At 48.0% G+C, this 17,433-nt stretch carries 16 protein-coding genes and 3 pseudogenes; 11 read left to right on the forward strand and 8 right to left on the reverse strand.

Annotated elements, in window-relative coordinates; translation table 11 throughout:
• Positions 1-27: 27 nt before the first annotated feature.
• The 3 genes from CA267_RS18450 to CA267_RS18460 are packed head-to-tail and all read left to right on the forward strand — an operon-like array spanning position 28 to position 3,587.
• Positions 28-888, forward strand: a complete 861-nt coding sequence (locus CA267_RS18450; protein WP_075609427.1) for a 23S rRNA (adenine(2030)-N(6))-methyltransferase RlmJ — start codon at positions 28-30, stop codon at positions 886-888.
• Positions 885-2,717, forward strand: coding sequence for a protein kinase domain-containing protein (locus CA267_RS18455; RefSeq protein ID WP_075609426.1), 1,833 nt, complete (start codon positions 885-887; stop codon positions 2,715-2,717). Before CA267_RS18450 ends, CA267_RS18455 begins: the two co-directional genes overlap by 4 nt.
• A gap of 15 nt (positions 2,718-2,732) precedes the next feature.
• Positions 2,733-3,587: an acyl-CoA thioesterase gene (locus tag CA267_RS18460; RefSeq protein WP_075609425.1), complete on the forward strand. Its 855-nt coding sequence runs from the start codon at positions 2,733-2,735 to the stop codon at positions 3,585-3,587.
• 208 nt (positions 3,588-3,795) lie between these two features.
• Here CA267_RS18460 and CA267_RS18465 read toward each other — a convergent pair.
• The 8 genes and pseudogenes from CA267_RS18465 to CA267_RS18485 form a co-directional block, all read right to left on the reverse strand.
• Positions 3,796-4,812: pseudogene (locus CA267_RS18465) on the reverse strand (FAD:protein FMN transferase).
• A 24-nt stretch (positions 4,813-4,836) separates the two neighbouring features.
• A pseudogene (locus CA267_RS18470) lies at positions 4,837-5,636 on the reverse strand (undecaprenyl-diphosphate phosphatase).
• Positions 5,637-5,718: 82 nt separating this feature from the next.
• A pseudogene (locus tag CA267_RS19270) lies at positions 5,719-6,289 on the reverse strand (Tn3 family transposase).
• Positions 6,219-6,800 carry a Tn3 family transposase gene (locus tag CA267_RS18940; protein WP_217358043.1) on the reverse strand — a complete coding sequence of 194 codons (582 nt, stop codon included), beginning with the start codon at positions 6,798-6,800 and terminating at the stop codon, positions 6,219-6,221. The pseudogene CA267_RS19270 and the gene CA267_RS18940 overlap by 71 nt, the downstream one beginning before the upstream one ends.
• A gap of 32 nt (positions 6,801-6,832) precedes the next feature.
• Positions 6,833-8,209, reverse strand: a complete 1,377-nt coding sequence (locus CA267_RS18945; protein ID WP_217358073.1) for a DUF4158 domain-containing protein — start codon at positions 8,207-8,209, stop codon at positions 6,833-6,835.
• A complete protein-coding gene (locus CA267_RS19175; protein ID WP_217358044.1) occupies positions 8,206-8,478 on the reverse strand; it encodes a DUF4158 domain-containing protein in 273 nt (90 codons plus the stop codon). The genes CA267_RS18945 and CA267_RS19175 overlap by 4 nt, the downstream gene beginning before the upstream one ends.
• Positions 8,479-8,484: 6 nt before the next feature.
• Complete coding sequence (locus tag CA267_RS18480; RefSeq protein WP_075609424.1) at positions 8,485-8,775, reverse strand: type II toxin-antitoxin system RelE/ParE family toxin; 291 nt, start codon at positions 8,773-8,775, stop codon at positions 8,485-8,487.
• Positions 8,763-9,035 (reverse strand): CopG family ribbon-helix-helix protein, encoded by a 273-nt coding sequence (locus tag CA267_RS18485; RefSeq protein WP_075609423.1) that lies wholly within the window; start codon positions 9,033-9,035, stop codon positions 8,763-8,765. The genes CA267_RS18480 and CA267_RS18485 overlap by 13 nt, the downstream gene beginning before the upstream one ends.
• 304 nt (positions 9,036-9,339) lie before the next feature.
• Here CA267_RS18485 and CA267_RS18490 point away from each other — a divergent pair, with 304 nt between their 5' ends.
• The 8 genes from CA267_RS18490 (at position 9,340) to CA267_RS18525 (ending at position 17,431) form a co-directional block, all read left to right on the forward strand.
• On the forward strand, positions 9,340-9,900 hold the full coding sequence (locus CA267_RS18490) for a recombinase family protein (protein WP_075609422.1): 561 nt from the start codon (positions 9,340-9,342) through the stop codon (positions 9,898-9,900).
• A 599-nt stretch (positions 9,901-10,499) separates the two neighbouring features.
• Positions 10,500-11,729 (forward strand): nucleoside recognition domain-containing protein, encoded by a 1,230-nt coding sequence (locus CA267_RS18495; RefSeq protein WP_075609420.1) that lies wholly within the window; start codon positions 10,500-10,502, stop codon positions 11,727-11,729.
• A 101-nt stretch (positions 11,730-11,830) separates the two neighbouring features.
• Positions 11,831-12,529 carry an SIMPL domain-containing protein gene (locus CA267_RS18500; protein WP_075609419.1) on the forward strand — a complete coding sequence of 233 codons (699 nt, stop codon included), beginning with the start codon at positions 11,831-11,833 and terminating at the stop codon, positions 12,527-12,529.
• A gap of 9 nt (positions 12,530-12,538) precedes the next feature.
• A complete protein-coding gene (locus CA267_RS18505) occupies positions 12,539-12,994 on the forward strand; it encodes a GAF domain-containing protein (protein ID WP_075609418.1) in 456 nt (151 codons plus the stop codon).
• Positions 12,991-13,281, forward strand: a complete 291-nt coding sequence (locus CA267_RS18510; protein ID WP_075609417.1) for a hypothetical protein — start codon at positions 12,991-12,993, stop codon at positions 13,279-13,281. Before CA267_RS18505 ends, CA267_RS18510 begins: the two co-directional genes overlap by 4 nt.
• Positions 13,282-13,298: 17 nt before the next feature.
• Positions 13,299-13,967 carry an RNA chaperone ProQ gene (proQ, locus tag CA267_RS18515; RefSeq protein WP_075609416.1) on the forward strand — a complete coding sequence of 223 codons (669 nt, stop codon included), beginning with the start codon at positions 13,299-13,301 and terminating at the stop codon, positions 13,965-13,967.
• A gap of 1 nt (position 13,968) precedes the next feature.
• On the forward strand, positions 13,969-16,008 hold the full coding sequence (gene prc / locus CA267_RS18520; protein ID WP_075609415.1) for a carboxy terminal-processing peptidase: 2,040 nt from the start codon (positions 13,969-13,971) through the stop codon (positions 16,006-16,008).
• An 88-nt stretch (positions 16,009-16,096) separates the two neighbouring features.
• Positions 16,097-17,431, forward strand: a complete 1,335-nt coding sequence (locus CA267_RS18525; RefSeq protein WP_075609414.1) for a sodium-dependent transporter — start codon at positions 16,097-16,099, stop codon at positions 17,429-17,431.
• Positions 17,432-17,433 lie beyond the last annotated feature (2 nt).

Genomic DNA, 17,433 nt, shown 5'->3' on the forward strand with positions numbered 1-17,433 from the left:
GTTTTAGCGCGAACAAGCAGGTAATCGGTGTTAAGTTATCAACATGGCTATCACGCAGGCAATCACGCAGATGTGATAAAACATCTTTGCTGGTTAGGCGTGATTAACCATTTAAAACGCAAAAATAAACCTTTCACACTTTTTGATACACACGCTGGAGCAGGTCTTTACCCACTTGATTCTGAGCAGGCGCAAAAAAATAAAGAATTTGAGACCGGTATCCATCCCCTCAGCGGAATATCTGCAAACAGCGAACTTTTAGCAACCTATCTCTCGCTTACCCAGGACTTTTTAGCTCATCAACATTATCCCGGTTCGCCCGCCTTAGCCGCAGCAGTTATGCGTGAACAGGATATTGCGCATCTCATGGAATTGCATCCCGGTGAGTCAAATGCACTTAATGCTGCGATGCGAGCGGTGGGTAAAGACAAGAATGTTTGTGTGCATCATCGCGATGGCCTGGAAGGATTGATAGCGATGACGCCGCCACAACCCAATCGTGGAGCAGTACTGATCGATCCGCCATACGAACAGTATCGCGAGTATCAGCATATTGCTGACACACTTGAAAAGATGTTTCACCGTTGGCAGAACGCTCAGGTTGTGCTTTGGTATCCGCTGCTGTCTGCACGAGCCGGTGAGAAGTCCGGTGCTAGTGAAGCTATGATAAAACGAATAGCTAGGCTGGGTACAACCGCGTTTAGTGCCGAACTCACTGTGGCAGATTATGCCGATGATACCGGCATGTATGGTTCGGGAGTATGTGTGATTAATCCTGCGTGGCAACTGGATAAGCAGCTCCGGGAAGCTTTAGAGGAAGCCTGTGCTTATCTTGGTGAGCACACTTCTTATTCTTTGCAATGGCTGAAAACAGAGCAGGGCGCATGAATCAGCCCAAAGCGCTTAAGCATTTCTACATACCTGAAGAGCAGTCAATTTATCTGCTTTCGCATGCTGATGCGAAGAAGCTTAAAGATTGGGTAAACCTTTGTATTGATCAACTTAGCCGGTTAGGATATCGCCAGATTTCCCTGATTGGAAAAGGGGCTTTCGGCTTTGTATTTGGGGGTGTCACGCCAGATAACCGACAACGGGTATTCAAATTTTCTCGTATCAATTTACCTCAGCATGTGCAGGATCGTCTCGAAGAAGAAGCTTTTATGCTTAGCCATGTTGAGCACCCATTAGTTCCGCCTTTAGTTGAGTTTCAGCAGGTCAAAAAGCAATCAATACTGGTTATGGATAGAGCGACTGGCGAAGACCTTGAAAAGGTAAGCCTGCGACATGGGCCGTTATCGCCGAGAATTATTGTGAAAATGGCTGTGCAGATGGGCGAAATTTTGCTGGCGCTGCGAAACTTTACGGAAACCGGTGAAGCAAAACCTATTGTACATGGTGATATAAAACCGTCTAACCTGGTGTGGCATGCGGAACAGGAGAGGTTACAGCTGATCGACTGGGGATCATCGGTTTTTGCACAGCTTGACGAAACTGGCCAGTTTGTTGGTAATAACGTAATGGATCTGATGTCAGGAGACATGCAACAAACTAATGCGCGTTTAGGCGATGTTTATTTCATCGGCGAAGATCAGCTAAATGGCACCTTATCTTCGCCTCGATTTGATGAGCAGGGTTTGGCGGGTACGCTCTACGCTATGGCATCTGGACAGTCAAGCCGGTTTGGTCGCAAAGTTATCACCCCCTTATCGCTGGGTTTACCAAAACTTCTGGCAAATATTTTAGATTATATGCTGAGTGACGATCCTCAGCAGCGGATTCAGGGCGGCGATTATTTTTTTAACAATCTGCATGTGCTGCGACAACTGGTGTTTGCTGATGATAAACCTAACGCGTATCAAGCATTCATTCCCACCTGGGTGGCGAAATCGGCAAAAGAAATCGAAACGGTAGTCTATAGCTCCCGTAAATCTTATTTACGCCAACATGCTGAAAACGCAGAAAACGAACTTAAGTATATTAATGATGCACAATTCGAGCGTTATTATAAAAATTATTTGCAAGGGATGGGAGAAACGGAAAAAGGTTTTGTGTCGGCGGTCAGCCGCTTAGGGCGCTTCCCTGTCGTTGGCGGAATAGCCATTCGATGGGAGCCCGACGGCATCTATGTCGATTCCAGCCTTAATCTTTATAACAACGATGTCAAGGGAGCGTTCGAGCAGTCTGTAAATAATGTCATAACCCTTGCGCGCGCCATCCATCGCAGTGGTATCTTTAAATGTTGTATGTTTAATGCAAAAGATACCTTACACATCGAACGTGAAAATGAAAATCTACCGTTTCAGCCGGACGAAGGTTGTCATATTCCCTTTGAACTCTCACGCATTCCGGCAATGAAAGACGAGAGCCGTACCCACTCGTACTTTGAAGACGGGGAAGACCCGGATGAGTTATTAAAGCTGCCCGAGCCCATGATGCAGTTGCTAGAGGAGCTGAATACCATCCATCATACAGGGTGCATTATTTTCGAAGCGTTGCCCAAACACCTGAAAATTCACAGTTATTATATGTTGCTGGATCACAGCCAACAACAGCGGTTTTCTGCCTTACTGGAGGCTATTGTTAAAGCTGTACCAACTATCGAAGGGCTGGGCATATCAGGATTTATGAAGTTACCTTACAAAGATACCCGTTATTTTGAACATCGGGCTCAACTGCCCGAAAAATACTATCCGCGTAATCCCAAAGCGGCGCATTAGGAGAAAGCAAAATTCATGGCTGAAATTAAATTATCTTCGCTACTGGAACTGGAAAAAATTGAAGCCAGTTTATTTCGCGGGCAAAGCTGGGATCTCGGCTTCGCTGCCCTGTTTGGCGGTCAGGTATTAGGGCAGGCGCTAGCCGCCGCTTACCAAACCGTGGAGCCAGGCAGAATCGCACATTCTTTTCATACCTACTTTCTGTTACCTGGAGACGCTAAAAAGCCTGTTGTTTACGAAGTTGAATCCGTTCGTGACGGACGCAGTTTTTCGGCTCGTCGAGTGAAGGCAGTTCAGGATGGTCGCAATATCTTTTATATGACTGCCTCGTTTCAAACTTCCGAAGAGGGCATGTCACATCAGTTTGCACAAATGCCGGACGTGCCACCCCCCGAAGATGTTCAGTCAGACATTACTTTTTATGAAGACAATTACGAAAAAATAGCGCGCCCCATGCGTGAAGCGCTCAGTTACCATCGCCCGGTGGACATCCGCACAATAAACGCCGCGCAATCTTTTCGCGCTCGGCCCAGTGAACCTACAAGGAAAATCTGGTTACGTGCCAGAGAAGCTTTGGGAGACAATCTTAGCTTGCATCAGGCGACACTCGCTTACGCTTCAGACTACCATTTTTTAAGTACGTCACTGCAGCCACATGGCATATCATTAACCGACAAAAATCTGCGCATAGCCACTATTGACCATGCCATGTGGTTTCACAGGGAAGTAAATTTCAACGATTGGCTACTTTATGTGATGGACAGCCCCTTTAGCGGTAACGCCCGCGGAATTGTTAAAGGACAAATTTTTAATCAAGCAGGCGATTTAGTGGCGTCAACCATGCAAGAAGGGTTAATGAGGAAAGTCTAAATAACAGTTCCGAAGTATGAGTCATAACGAGGACACTATTCAGAACACGCTGTAAACCCTTCCTTGGCCGCTGTGCAGCAGCTCCATGTTGTTCATAGCGCCTGTTGCACAGCGCCTGCGGGCGGTTCTGAATGATACCCCCGTTTTTCTTCAGGAGCGCACTTAATTTCGCGAATCAGGCCACCTTCAATCTTAAATAGTCTCAGCATTAATGAACCTCTATCGTTTTCATTGATTGCCAACGAAGAGTCGCAGCCTCTTCGAACTGGCTATTGTTTGTAGTGATGAAAAGGGCGGCGATACCATTATCATTCGCGACAGGCATACCGGCTTCCCGGCCCAGGCAAAGGAGTGCCGTGGACCAGGCGTCTGCCACGGTTGGATTATCATTGATGACAGTGACTGAGACTGTATTGTGGTTTACCGGCTTGCCCGTGCGGGCATCCAGCAAATGGCTGTAACGCTTACCCCGGTCATCGAAATAATGGCGGTAGGTGCCCGACGTCATAACAGAAACCGGGGCATCCTGGCGGTTGGTGAGTGACTTTTGCACTGAACGACCACCGAGCAGAGGCCGCTCGACACCGATACGCCAGGGGGAGCCGTCCGGCTTATGCCCTCGCGTTTGTAACTCTCCGCCAATCTCCACCAGATAGTTCTGTATTTCAGCAGCTTCGACCACGGCGGCAATCCGACCAACGCTGTAGCCCTGGGCGATGGAGGACAGATCAACGTGCATCTGTGGGTCGATTTTACGCAGTTGGGTGGGTGTCGGGGTTTCCAGCTTGCTAAAACCGACGTGTTGTAGCTGTTGCATCAGGGTGGTCGGGTCCGGTGTTGTCAGAGTTTATCCCGAGAACCCCCAGAGATCAAACAATGGTTTAATCGTCAGGTCATAGCATCCCTGGCTGGCTTGACTAACCTGCTTGGCAGCTCTGATCAGTCCGACAATCTCGGAGCCGACATCAATCAAAGCGGTGGTATCCGTGGCATTGAAACGCTCAATGTCCGAATCCGGCCGGTAGTTGGATAACACTCGATCCAGGCGATCAAATTCTGCGTTAATTCGTTGCTGGAGCGCGTTAACATCCACCCCACCCGGTTGCCAGACGCTGACGTGCCAGGTGGTGCCCTGGGCAGCGCCGCTCAGTTGATGTACTTGGTCCCATGGACCGCAGGCAACCAGCATGAGCGATAAAGCAAGCAACACGCCCCGAATACACATTGAAACATTGAAGATCACGTTTCCTTATCTCATTAAAACCAGGTAAATCAGGGCGGCCAGTGCCAAGCGGTAGACCACATAGGGCCACATGCCGAAACGATTGAGCCATTTTAGAAAAAAGTGAATGGCGGTCAGGGCCATGGCAAATGACGTAATTCCCCCAATGAGAAAGCCTTGCCAATCCACAGCCACATCACGAGTAGCGACTTCAAGCAATTTGGCGGACGCCGCCAATGCGGTGATGGGAATGGCCAGCAGGAACGAAAAGCGGGCCGCCGCTTCCTACTCAGGCCGAGCATCAGCCCGGCGGTGATGGTCACACCAGAGCGGGACGTCCCCGGGATCAGGGAGAGCGCCTGAGCTGCACCAACCAACAACGCATACCGCCAGGTAAGCGTGGTAATGTCCCGGTGCTGGTTGGGTCGCCAATCCGCCCAACCCAGCAGCAGACCAAAAAACAGCGTGGTGAAGAAGATAATCTCCACAGAACGCAACTGGCTGTCGATAAGGTCTAGCAGCAATAAACCGACCAGTGCAGCCGGAACGGTGCCAATGACCAAATAGGTGGCCATCAAGCCTTATCCAACAAAGCGCCGCTGCCCCAGTGAGGTGACGCTGTCTTTGCACAGGGCTATGACATCGCGATGAAAATACAGCACCACGGCCAGCAAAGTACCTACATGGACGGCCAGATCAAAGGCCACGCCCTGATCCGACCAGCCCGCTAACACGGGTGCCAAAATCAAATGGGCCGAGCTGGAAATTGGCAAGAATTCCGTAATGCCCTGAAGGATTCCGAGCCAAAGCGCTTGAAGAAAATCCATCAGGCCTCCCGCTTCAACACCCAAAACTCAATGGGTTGCCTGCGATTTGATTTGTCGTATGGTAATAAAAACGCGTGTTTTCTCATGGGGGCAGCGTTACCTCATCGTTGATAAAATAAGTGCCGTTAGGCAGTACGTGTTTGTACGGCAGTAGGGAAATGTGAGCCAGTAGATCATCATCGACCGTCTCCCCCTGCTTCCGAAGCTGTTCGACTATGCTGCTGATTCTGGATGTGTTCCAATACAGGACGGCATTGGATACCAGGCTTAAGGCGCTCGCCTTATTCATGATTTCCGGGTAGTCGCCGGTAGTGAACTCACCCTGGTTGGCGAAGAAAATCCAGCGCGGCAGATTGTGCCGGTACTCGCCTTTGTTGAGCTGGAGCTGAACCGTGCGGCGCATCCTTGTCGGTAATGTAGCGCAGGATGTATTCGGTTTTGATGATCCTGCCCAGGTTGGTGAAGGCCTTCGCCAACCGGTCAGAGGGAAAGCTGTCGGTCAGCCGCTCCACAATCACATGTGCTGGTGCCGTGCGTTCCTTTAACGACGTGGCCACATGGATCATTTCATCCCACTGCTCTTCAATAATGTCCAGATCCGCCGTCTTGTTCAGCAAGGGCGTAAATACGCCGTAATTGACGTTGCGTTCCACCCGGTAGAGCTGCTGATCCTTGAGGTCGCGGATTCGAGTATTGATCGGACACATGGGTGTAGATGCCGATCGCTTTCTCATAGTAGCCGTAGTACCGGGGATAGTATGCCGCCAACAGGCTGTCGGCTCTGATCCGGAAGCGTTGCGCGTCTGATGACGACACCTGGCCGGATCCGTGTACCTCACTGAACGGCAATTGGTGGTGCTGGTTCACAATCTCGGCACTGGCCGCCGTGATGGTTTCCTCGCGCACGAAAAATTGCAAGACGTGGCGCAGCATATCCACGGTCACGCCAACAACGCTCGCGCTCATCGCCACCACACCCAGGTTGGTTGCTTGGGAAATGAGCGCTGAAATCAGCGTTCTGTAGAAATTCTTCGGCCTGGAGTGGTGTTGCTGTACCGGAATAAAGTGCCGGGTGAAGTTGGTTTCCCTGTCCACCTCCATCAGGAGTTCTTCAATGCGAATAGTGGGCATAGTGGCATCGATGACCTTCTGGAGTTTCTTCACTGCCTCCGGAATCTCTGCCTTGTCGTCACGCTTCAGTTTGAGATTGCCATCCTTGATATCGGCAAAGGTGTCCAGAAATGCTTATCCGCTTCACCCACACTCTGGTGAAATTGCAGAATCAATTGTGCTTTCACCTGGTCTTTGAACGGTTGCTGGAGGTCCTCGTAGGCGGCTTCGCGGGTGTCCTTCCAACGGTGCAGGTCCAGCATCAGATCCCAGAAAGAAACGTGCTGTTTGCTCTTGGGCACAAACAAATCCCCCGAGCGCAAGGCCTCCTTCATGGCCATAGCCACGCCCAGTTCCCAGGTGTTGCGCTGAATCTTGCCATTTTTGACTTTCAAGCAGCGCCGCAGCTCCTTGGGAATGAAATACGTTGGTACGTCTTCGGGCAGATTTTTCAATTCACCGGTATCGAGTCGGCGAATCAGTTGTATAGAGTTCAGGAGGGGTTCGGTACCGGGCTTGGCCTGGAACGGCAGGCGGAGGAACACCGGGAAGTACTTACGTAAACTGGGATAACGGGCCAACAGCAGATCGCCGTAGCCGCGCTCTTCCAGGCGCTTGAAGATATGTAGATCATCCACGGATGCCAGCAGTTTCTTCTCATCAATACGTTGCCACAGATCCACCTTGTTCAACGGCTTGTCATCCGGCCAGTTCAGGATCAGGTGGGTCGCATCCAGCACCGTATCGATGGCCTTCTTTTGGCGTTTGCGAAACTCACGGTGCTTTTTCTCATGAACCTGCTTGCCCTTGCGCAGCATGTCCAGAATGTACTGGTCGTGCATCTTCACCAGGTGATCCAGCAGCACCTTGCGCGTTTCCAGCAGAAAACACAGCATCAAGGAATAGCGCTTGTTTTCCTTGAACCGTTTGATGTCCTTGGCGTTGTAGCGACGAGCCAGTTTGTAGAGATAATCCATAAACGCCGGATCCACGATTCGGGATTCGATGGCGTCGATGCCGGAACCGTCGAGAGACCGGTAGCGCTCCAGGTAGCTTTGAATCGAGGTGATGGTGGCTGAAGGCGGATATTCTTTCAGGAGATAGAACAGCGAACGCTGATCACCTGGTGCGGCAATCAACAGCTCATCGATAGCCTGCCGAATTTCCGTTGATAATTGCTGATAAAGCGTTTCAAACAGACGCTCGTGGACATCGGAGCAAACGCTGATAACCAAGCGCTCCATGACGCTTGGCCCCGGCAGAATTACCTTGGCATTCAGCAAATACTGCTCGGCACGTAGAAACAGTTCGTCCGGCAAGTAACCTTGCTCGGCCTGCTTGGAGAGCCACTTTTCCAGGCTGGCCTGCGCGGTATCGTCGTATTTGGAAAAGCCCAGGTAGGTTAGGATATTCTTGCGCTGCTCGGAAAAGGTAGCATCCCGATCCGGGGTGTTGATAGTCAGCGATGGCGGTAATCGAGTTGGCTATTGAGGTAACTCACAATGCGTGGCGACAGGTCGTTGACCTCCACCAGGAAGCGGCCATACAGACGCACGGCGCAAAGTTGAATGGCGATGAACGGGCGGGAGTTGGTGCGATAGCGATTGACTTCTTTCTGGTCCGCCTCCGATAGCGTCCAGTCCCTGGCCATTTCCTCATCAGAAAAATCCTGCGGCAATGTCACTGGTTGGTAGCGCTGCCGCTGGGTCAGGAATTTTTCATTGGCCGTCATCTGTTCTTAGTATCCGGCTTCTTTCTGATGTCGCACAGCAAGAATGATTGCTGTTTCACCATCGAAACGATACAACGCTACATAGCCGCTAGTTCCGAAATCAATCGGCCATTCCCGAAACACCGGCTCCATGTCTTCAACAGGACGTCCTGCCTCTGGCTGGTGTGCGAGTATTTTCACGCCTGCCCGTATTGTTTTGATGGCACGTCGGGCTGCATCTTCATCTTTTATAGCAAGGAAGCGATAAAGTCGCTGCACGTCAGCCAGAGCGGAAGGCGACCAAATCAGTCGTGGCACTTAGGCAACTCCACATCGTCACCTGCTTCAAGCTTCTCCAGCCAAGCATCAGCTTCTTCAAGCGTCAGGTGTTGTCCATTTTCCTGGTACGATTCCCAGGCGCGTAATGCATCCTGCTTGAAAGATTCGCGCTTTTCTTCACGCTCAACATATTCACGGATCGCTTCCCGCATAATCCAATGCGATGAACGATGCCGCACTTCAGCCAAGTGCTGGATCCGGCCTTTCAGGTTTTCGTCAAGTTTTACTGATGTTGCCATCTCGTCACCTCAGTATTCAAAGGTATTACCTCTGAATACTATACCACAAAATATCTTACTGACCACTAAGTTAAGAAAACCCCCGCTTTATTAATTCATCCTGACAGCCCGAAAGATCATAAATTTTCAGGGCGATTAGAGTAAATATACTCGGTTAATAATTCAATGTTAAGATATGATTCTTCTCAATGAGTAAGTGACTACTTTTTGAAGGCAATGACCGGGTATCTGCGATAACCGCCAACTTTTTAAGGGCCGGTGAAGAAACCCCAAATTTGTAAAGTTTGTCTGGAGAGAGAAAAACATGCTGGTTGGCTATGCACGGGTCTCGACCGACGATCAGAATCTCAATTTGCAACGAGATGCCCTAGACCAAGCTGGATGTGAACAGGTCTTCGAGGACCAGCTTAGCGGTGCCAGGGCGGAACGCCCAGGACTGCACCAGGCTTTGCAGTACGCGAGAGCCGGTGACACCCTAGTCGTATGGCGGCTGGATCGACTCAGCCGGTCGCTCAAAGACCTTATTGAGATGGTGGCACTGCTGGAATCCAAGGGTATTGGCCTGAAGAGCCTCCAGGAAGCCATCGACACCTCGTCTAGTTCCGGCAAGCTGATTTTCCATATCTTTGGCGCCCTGGCCGAATTCGAGCGGAACCTGATCCGTGAACGCACACAGGCGGGGCTCCAGGCTGCGCGAGCGCGTGGCCGCAAAGGCGGCAGGCCCAAGGCGCTCAACAAGGACAAGCAGGCCCTGGCAGTGAAACTGTACGACGAGAAGAAACACACGGTCGATCAGATTTGCGAAATGATGGGGATATCAAAACCCACACTCTACAAGTACATCGAAGCCGCCAAAGGCAAGTAATCGCCCATCAGGTGAATTTCGTGCAGGAATTTACGGTTTGGGATGGATCGGTGAGGGCGAAACCGTAAGTTTCTGTTCAAATGCCCCCGCTAGTCCAAACTGGGATAAATTGGTTTGTAGCACCAGCGTTAGCTTTTTTTTTAACTGGCGCTTGTCAACACAGCTATTTTCAAACGCTAGTGTTTTTTATAAAAAAAGGCCCAGAACTGGCGTTCCGGGCCCAGGGGAATGGCTCATTTCTGAGCCTTGCGCTAACCTTTGCAAAATAAACAATTGCATGTATTCACAACGGATAATAATCATAGAACAAGAATGATTGCTTTATAAACAGCTTCTGTGAAATTTATTTGAATTTTTTCTGTAGGGAGCAGTCTCGCGAGTTCTTAGTTCCGGCTAATATGAAATTCTACGCAGCAATGCTGTTAAATGGATCAGCCAGTCTGCATACCGCTGTTTAACCATATGGCGCTATCGCGTAAAACAAAGGAGCTTCTGCAAATCCCCCTGATTCTGGTGCAAGTTTTCGACTGTGAGAATTCCGCTGAAATATCAACAAGGTTTGTTGTACACTGCACGAAATTCGTTTGCGAATAACAGGTATGTTGAACAGAATCTGGCTATCTTTTATCGTCGCGGCATTTTTCGCGACCTGTTATCAGGCATTCTTTGGTGCCAATCCCGGTGGGTTTCAGGATGTCATGCAGGCAGTTTCCAGTATGGCCGGGCTTAGCGTAGAAATTGCAATTGGGCTGATCGGTGTACTGGCTTTTTGGCTGGGAATTTTTCAGGTCGCCGAGCAGTCGGGCTTGATCAACAAAGTTTCCCGAATTCTGGCCCCTTTACTTTGCCGCATTATGCCAGATATTCCCCGCAATCATCCCGCTTTGGGAAGTATTACAATGAATATTTCTGCTAACGTGCTTGGACTTGATAACGCCGCCACACCCTTTGGAATAAAGGCCATGCAAGATATGCAGACCTTGGCGCCACGTAAAGACACGCTAACCGATAGCCAAATTCTGTTTTTGGTGCTAAACACGTCATCTGTCACACTGTTTCCTATTGCAGTGTTTCTTTATCGAGCAGAACAGGGGGCAGCGCAACCTACCGATGTGTTCATTCCGATTCTATTAGCGACAAGTGCTTCCACGCTTGCCGGGCTAATCGTTACGTGTTTAATCCAACGGATTAACTTACTTAACCGCGTTATCTTACTTTATCTGGCCGGTGTTTTTGCTGCGCTTGGCGCTGTTATAGTATACTTTTCCCATCTCGCTGCTAGTGCACTTGCAACGCAGTCTGCTATCGTTGCGAACTTTTTATTATTCACCTTTATCATTGTAGTGTTAGTAAGTGGCTGGCGCAAACAGTTGGATACGTATGAGCTGTTTGTGGAGGGAGCAAAAAAAGGTTTTGAAGTTGCCGTGTCGCTCATTCCGTTTTTACTCGCAATGTTAGTGGCTATCGGAATGCTACGTGCAAGTGGTATTTTAGATTTGGTGGTAGATGGAATACGACAGGCAGTGCTTTTATTCGGTGGCGATGCCAGATTTGTTGACGGCTTGCCAACTGCTTTGATGAAACCGTTAAGCGGGAGTGGTGCCAGAGCGCTGATGATTGAAACTATGCAACATCATGGTGCAGACTCCTTTGCCGGCAGGCTGTCCTCGGTTCTTCAGGGCTCTACAGAAACTACCTTTTATGTGCTTGCCGTTTACCTGGGCGCAGTAGGAATAAAACATTCACGTTACGCAGTAGCATGTTGTTTAGTGGCAGATGTGGCCGGTATAATAGCGGCTATTGGAGTGAGTTATTGGTTTTTCGGCTAAGTTACCCTTGATCCTGCGTAAGTTATTCAGATGACATTCATGCCAGGTTCAGAGAAAAAACGCATTCTGTAGAAGCACTCAACATTTTGTAAGGATAATTTATGTTACCCGTTATTACCCGTACTGCATTTATCGTAGTAGCCTGTATTATTAGCGCGGCGGCGTTTGCGGAAAACGTTACAAAACCGGCAATTAATGTAGTGGGAAAAGGAATTGTGGCGGTAGTACCGGATGCTTTTTCCGTTACTTTTATCGTTGAAGAAAAAGGTCCAAAGGTAGCGGAATTAAATAAAAAGATTCAGTTAAAGGTGCGTAATCTTACTACTTTTTTGCTGGAATCAGGTATCGCTGAAAATCAAATTCAATCGATGCAGATTCAACTTAATCCTTGGTATGAATCCGCCCCTGAAGGGCGCAAAGAAGCAGGTTTTGTGCTCATGCGTGAGGTACGCGTAACCCATAATAATATCGATAATTACGATGCTATTATTGATGGGGCGTTAAGTAGCGGTGTAGATAGGGTACAGCAGTTTGAATTTATTGCCTCAAAACAGGACAATGCGTATCAGCAAGCTTTAATAAATGCAGTAAAAGACGCCAAGTCACGTGCGACGCTTCTTGCCAAAGAACTTGATGTAGAATTGGGTAGCGTTATTGCTGTTCATGAAAATGGCAGCAGTTATACGATGCCGATGATGCGTGCCAGTGCAATGAGAGAAGATTTTGCCTCAGCAATGCCGGGACAACAGATGATAGAAGCCAGCTTAAATGTGAGCTTCGCAATTTCCACACAGGACTGAGAGGTAGGTTTGAAAAGCGCATTTTACGCCCAACTAATTAACCAGGCGAAGAGTTTGGTAAGCGGTGAAAAAGATGTAATCGCCAATATGGCCAATATTAGCGCATTACTGTTCAATCAGATGGAAGATGTTAATTGGGCCGGTTTCTACTTGTATAAAGACGAGCAACTGGTACTTGGGCCGTTTCAGGGGCAACCTGCTTGTATACGTATTCCGATAGGCAAAGGTGTTTGTGGGACGGCTGCAGCCACGCGGCAAACACAAGTTGTTCAGGATGTTCACCGATTTGAAGGACATATTGCTTGCGACGCGGCCTCAAATTCAGAAATAGTAATACCTTTAGTTATCGATGGTACGTTAATTGGTGTACTGGATATTGATAGTCCTCATAAAGGCAGGTTTGATGAGGAAGACAAAATCGGCCTGACAGCTATAGCTGAAGCCTTGCTGGAAAGCCAGCAATGAAACAAAATGTAGATATTCATGTGGTACTGGCAACGCCAGCAGACATGGATGATTATCACGAAGACGCTCATGATGCCGCGGATCGCATAAATTTTATTCTGCACGCGGTTTATGATGGTGCTGATGAAGACGTTGAAACCGAGTGGCTTGAACGATTATTACACCACACATGGGAAATTTGGCATCAAAATAGTAATTTATTGGATATTGATGATGATGAATTGCTGGATTGGGTTGACCACACGCTGGCAACTTGGGATGATGCAGACAACGAAGAATTTTATTAATTGACCAAACTATTTTGATGGAATCAGCAGAGAAGTTTTCTAACAGCAAAGACGTGATCGCCTTTTTAGCCGAATCATTCCCCAACTGTTTTTCCGTAGAGGGCGAAGCAAAACCTCTAAAAATTGGCATTTTCCAGGAACTTGCTGGAAGATTAGAAGGTGAAGAGCGCGTAAGTAAAACCTTATTGCGCTCGTCTCTTCGTCATTATACGAATAGCTGGCGGTACCTGCACAGCATTCAAGAGGGCGCGTTTCGTGTGGATCTGGATGGTAAACCCGATGCACAAATTGAAAAGGAACATGCAGACCATGCGCGCCAGCAGCTTGAGGAAAGCAAAGCAAAAGCAGCTGAAAAGCGAAAAGGTCAGCAGAAACAATCCCCGCGGAACCATGATAAGCGTTCGCCCCCGCGCAATGCTGAAGGTTCATCACAAAATACTCGTGGTGCGGAAAGTAAAAAGGGAACTAAATCTCGTCCTAGCAGACCAAATAAGACTCCACCTGCAAAACTAACTCAGGCGGATATTCATCCGGGCACGCTAGTGACGGTAAAATTAGGTAAAGCGCCGATGCCAGCCGTTATCACTGAAGTTGCCAAAGATGGAATTCATGTTCAGCTAGATTCCGGTATGGTAGTTAAAGTCAATTCAGAGGCTTTACGTTTGGCAAGCTCCAAGAGGTCGTAAAATGAAAGATATCCTTCGTATTTCTGTTGCAAGTGCGTTTTTATCCATTGCTGTCGGAGCAGGTGCTGTCACAAGCGCACCCGCTGTACAAGATCTTCCCATGTTACAGCAGGAATCCCAGCACAGCGTCGCGGCAAAACGTATCAGTGCGTTGTTTACGCGTGCTCACTATAAAGAAATTGCGTTGGATGATGCGCTTTCAGAAAAGATTTTTGATCGTTTTCTCCAATCTCTGGACAGTAATAAACAGATTTTTCTCAAATCTGACGTCGAGGATTTTAAGCAGTATCGGGATACCTTTGATGAGGCCTTGAGCCGGGGAAATCTCGGTGTTGTTTACGATATGTACAATGCCAGTGCGCTAAGTCGTATTGAACGACTCGAATACGCCTTAAGCCTGCTTGATGAACCGTTCGACTTCAGCAAAGAAGATGACAAGTTTTATTATGATCGTGAAGACGCTGAGTGGCCAGAAAATGAAGCAGAATTAAACGAGTTATGGCGTCAACGGGTAAAATATGATGCGCTAAATTTAATTTTAGCTGATAAAACCTGGGATGAAGCCAAAGAGCTGCTTACCAAGCGCTACAACAGAGCGATTAAACGACTTAAGCAAACCGAGAGTGAAGATGTATTTCAGACTGCCATGAACTCTTTTGCCCGCAGTATTGAGGCCCATACCAGCTATCTTTCGCCGCGGAATGCCGATCGTTTTCAGATGGAAATGAATTTATCGTTTGAAGGTATCGGAGCAGTATTACAGAGTGAAGATGACTACACTGTGATAAAAAGCATTGTTCCGGGTGGACCAGCAGATAAATCCAAAGGATTGAAGCCGGAAGATAAGATTGTCGGTGTCGCTCAGGATGATGAGGAATTTGTTGATGTTGTTGGTTGGCGTCTCGACGAAGTTGTTGAACTTATCAAAGGACCTAAAGGCAGTACTGTGAAATTGCAGGTTCAAAAAGGGGCTACTGACAGTAAATCAATGTCTGTAGTTAGCCTGACTCGGGATAAAATTAAACTTGAAGATAGGGCAGCTAAATCGGAAGTTTATGTACCGGAAACTGGTCCTCATCAAGGCGAGGAACTTGGGGTTATTACCATTCCAAGCTTTTACAACAACCTGCATGCGGACGTTAAAAAGGAAATTGATGCGTTAAAAGCGCAAGACGTTAAAGGCATTATTGTTGACTTACGAGGCAACGGTGGCGGCTCACTCACCGAGGCCACGTTACTTTCTGGTCTGTTTATAGAAAAAGGGCCGGTAGTTCAAATTCGTTACGGTGAGGGAAAAGTCAGTGTCAATCGTGATACAGACGGGTTAGTAGCGTACGATGGTCCATTAACCGTGTTAGTGGACCGTTACAGTGCATCTGCGTCTGAAATTTTTGCGGCTGCCATGCAGGATTATCATCGCGCCCTTATCATTGGTGAGCAGACTTTTGGAAAAGGTACTGTGCAGCAGCATCGCGGACTAGGACGTATTTACGATCTCTATGACAACCCGCTGGGAAGTGTTCAGTTTACCATTGCCAAGTTTTACCGTATTGATGGCGGTAGCACCCAACATAAAGGTGTAGTACCGGATATTAAATATCCTTCCCCCATCGATCCTGCTGAGTGGGGCGAGAGTCAGGAAGAGAATGCGCTGCCGTGGGATAGTATAGATAGAGCGAACTACACCACCTTTGGTGATAGCCAGCATGCGCTTGATGTTTTGACTGCAAAACATAATGCGCGCGTACTTAAGGATCCTGAATTTAAATATCTTTATGAAGATATTGAAGAGTACAAAAAGAATAAAGATCGTGACTTTATTTCGCTGGTCAAATCTGAAAGAGTGAAAGAAAAAGACGAAGCAAAAGCACAAGAACTAGCACGAACAAATGAACGTTTGGCTCGTATGGGTAAAGATCCGATTAAATCGATGGATGACTTACCCGAAGACTTAAAGGAACTGGATCCGTTTCTTGACGAGGCAGCAAGTATCACGTACGACATGCTGGATACAGGTAAATACGCAATTACGAATAATTAAACTAGTTTGGTAAAGGGCTGGTGCCATACCAGCCCTTTTTTTGTGTCTATTAAAAAACGCTCTACAACAATAATAAAAGGACGACATAATGGCAATGCGAGGCGAATTTTCTTCCCGTATCGGCTTTGTTTTAGCGGCTGCGGGCTCTGCTGTGGGTTTGGGAAATATTTGGGGATTCCCGACTCAGGTAGCCAGCAATGGTGGGGCGGCTTTCGTGTTGGTGTACATCTTACTGGCCTTTGTTCTGGCATATCCCGTTTTAATGGCCGAGCTAATTATTGGCAGAGCGACTCGCGCTAATATGGTTGATGCACTGGGTAAAATATCCGATAGCGCAATTGGTAGACTGACCGGTATCTGGGGCTTTATCACTGTTTCCTTAATACTGGCTTTTTACGCAATTGTTGGCGGCTGGATGTTTTCCTATTTTGCAGAATCCGCTGCGAGGATGGCGAGTTTGGAGCCGTTATCTTCCTGGCTCATCACTTTTTCTGCTCCGCGGAACATTCTTTTCTGCGGTATCTTTATGCTGTTTACTGCGACCATCGTACTTGGTGGTGTAAAAGCCGGTATCGAGAAGTGGTCGGTAAGGCTGATGCCGACACTGGTCGTCCTCATCATTTTGTTGATTGTTTATGTAAGCTTTCAGCCGGGCGCCATTGAAGGGTGGAGCGCCTATCTTGTACCCGATTTTTCCCGCATCCTTGAGCCCGATTTATTGATCAGTGCCATGGGACAAGCCTTTTTCTCGATGTCGTTAGGGGTAGGCACGATGCTGGTATATGGCTCTTACGTAAGCAAAGACGAAAATTTACCTACCATCGGTGCTGCAGTGGCGTTGGTGGATATTGGTGTGGCCATTCTTGCAGGTATGTTGATCATTCCTGCAATGTATGTAGCGTTGAACAATGGCGTAGAAATATTTACTGCTGAAGGAGCCTTAATAGAAGGTGATCAGCTTATCTTTACCGTCCTGCCTGCGTTATTTACTTCTATAGGAACAGTGGGTGTATTCGTAGCCTTCGCATTTTTCGCGTTAATGATAATTGCTGCGTTAACATCATCTATTTCGATGCTTGAAGTACCGGTTGCTTACCTGGTGGAAAGCAAAGGCCTGATGCGGAAAAAGGCGGTGTGGGTAATGACCAGCATCATTTTTATTTGTAGCTGCACAATTATACTTAATTTTGAGCATCTTTTCGGTTTTGTAATTGCCTTAACGACGCAATACAGTCAGCCGTTATTAGGATTGGCACTGTGCATTTTCGCTGGTTGGGTCTGGCGTCGCGATGCCATTCTTCAAGAAATTCAATCCGGCAATCCTGATGCGGAAAACGGTTTATTTTGGAAAATATGGCCTTGGTACGTGCGTTTTGTATGTCCGGTTATCATTGCAGTAATGTTCATTCGCTCAATTATGTAAGA

It is taken from the genome of Alteromonas pelagimontana, from assembly GCF_002499975.2.
Classification (GTDB): Bacteria; Pseudomonadota; Gammaproteobacteria; order Enterobacterales; family Alteromonadaceae; genus Alteromonas; species Alteromonas pelagimontana.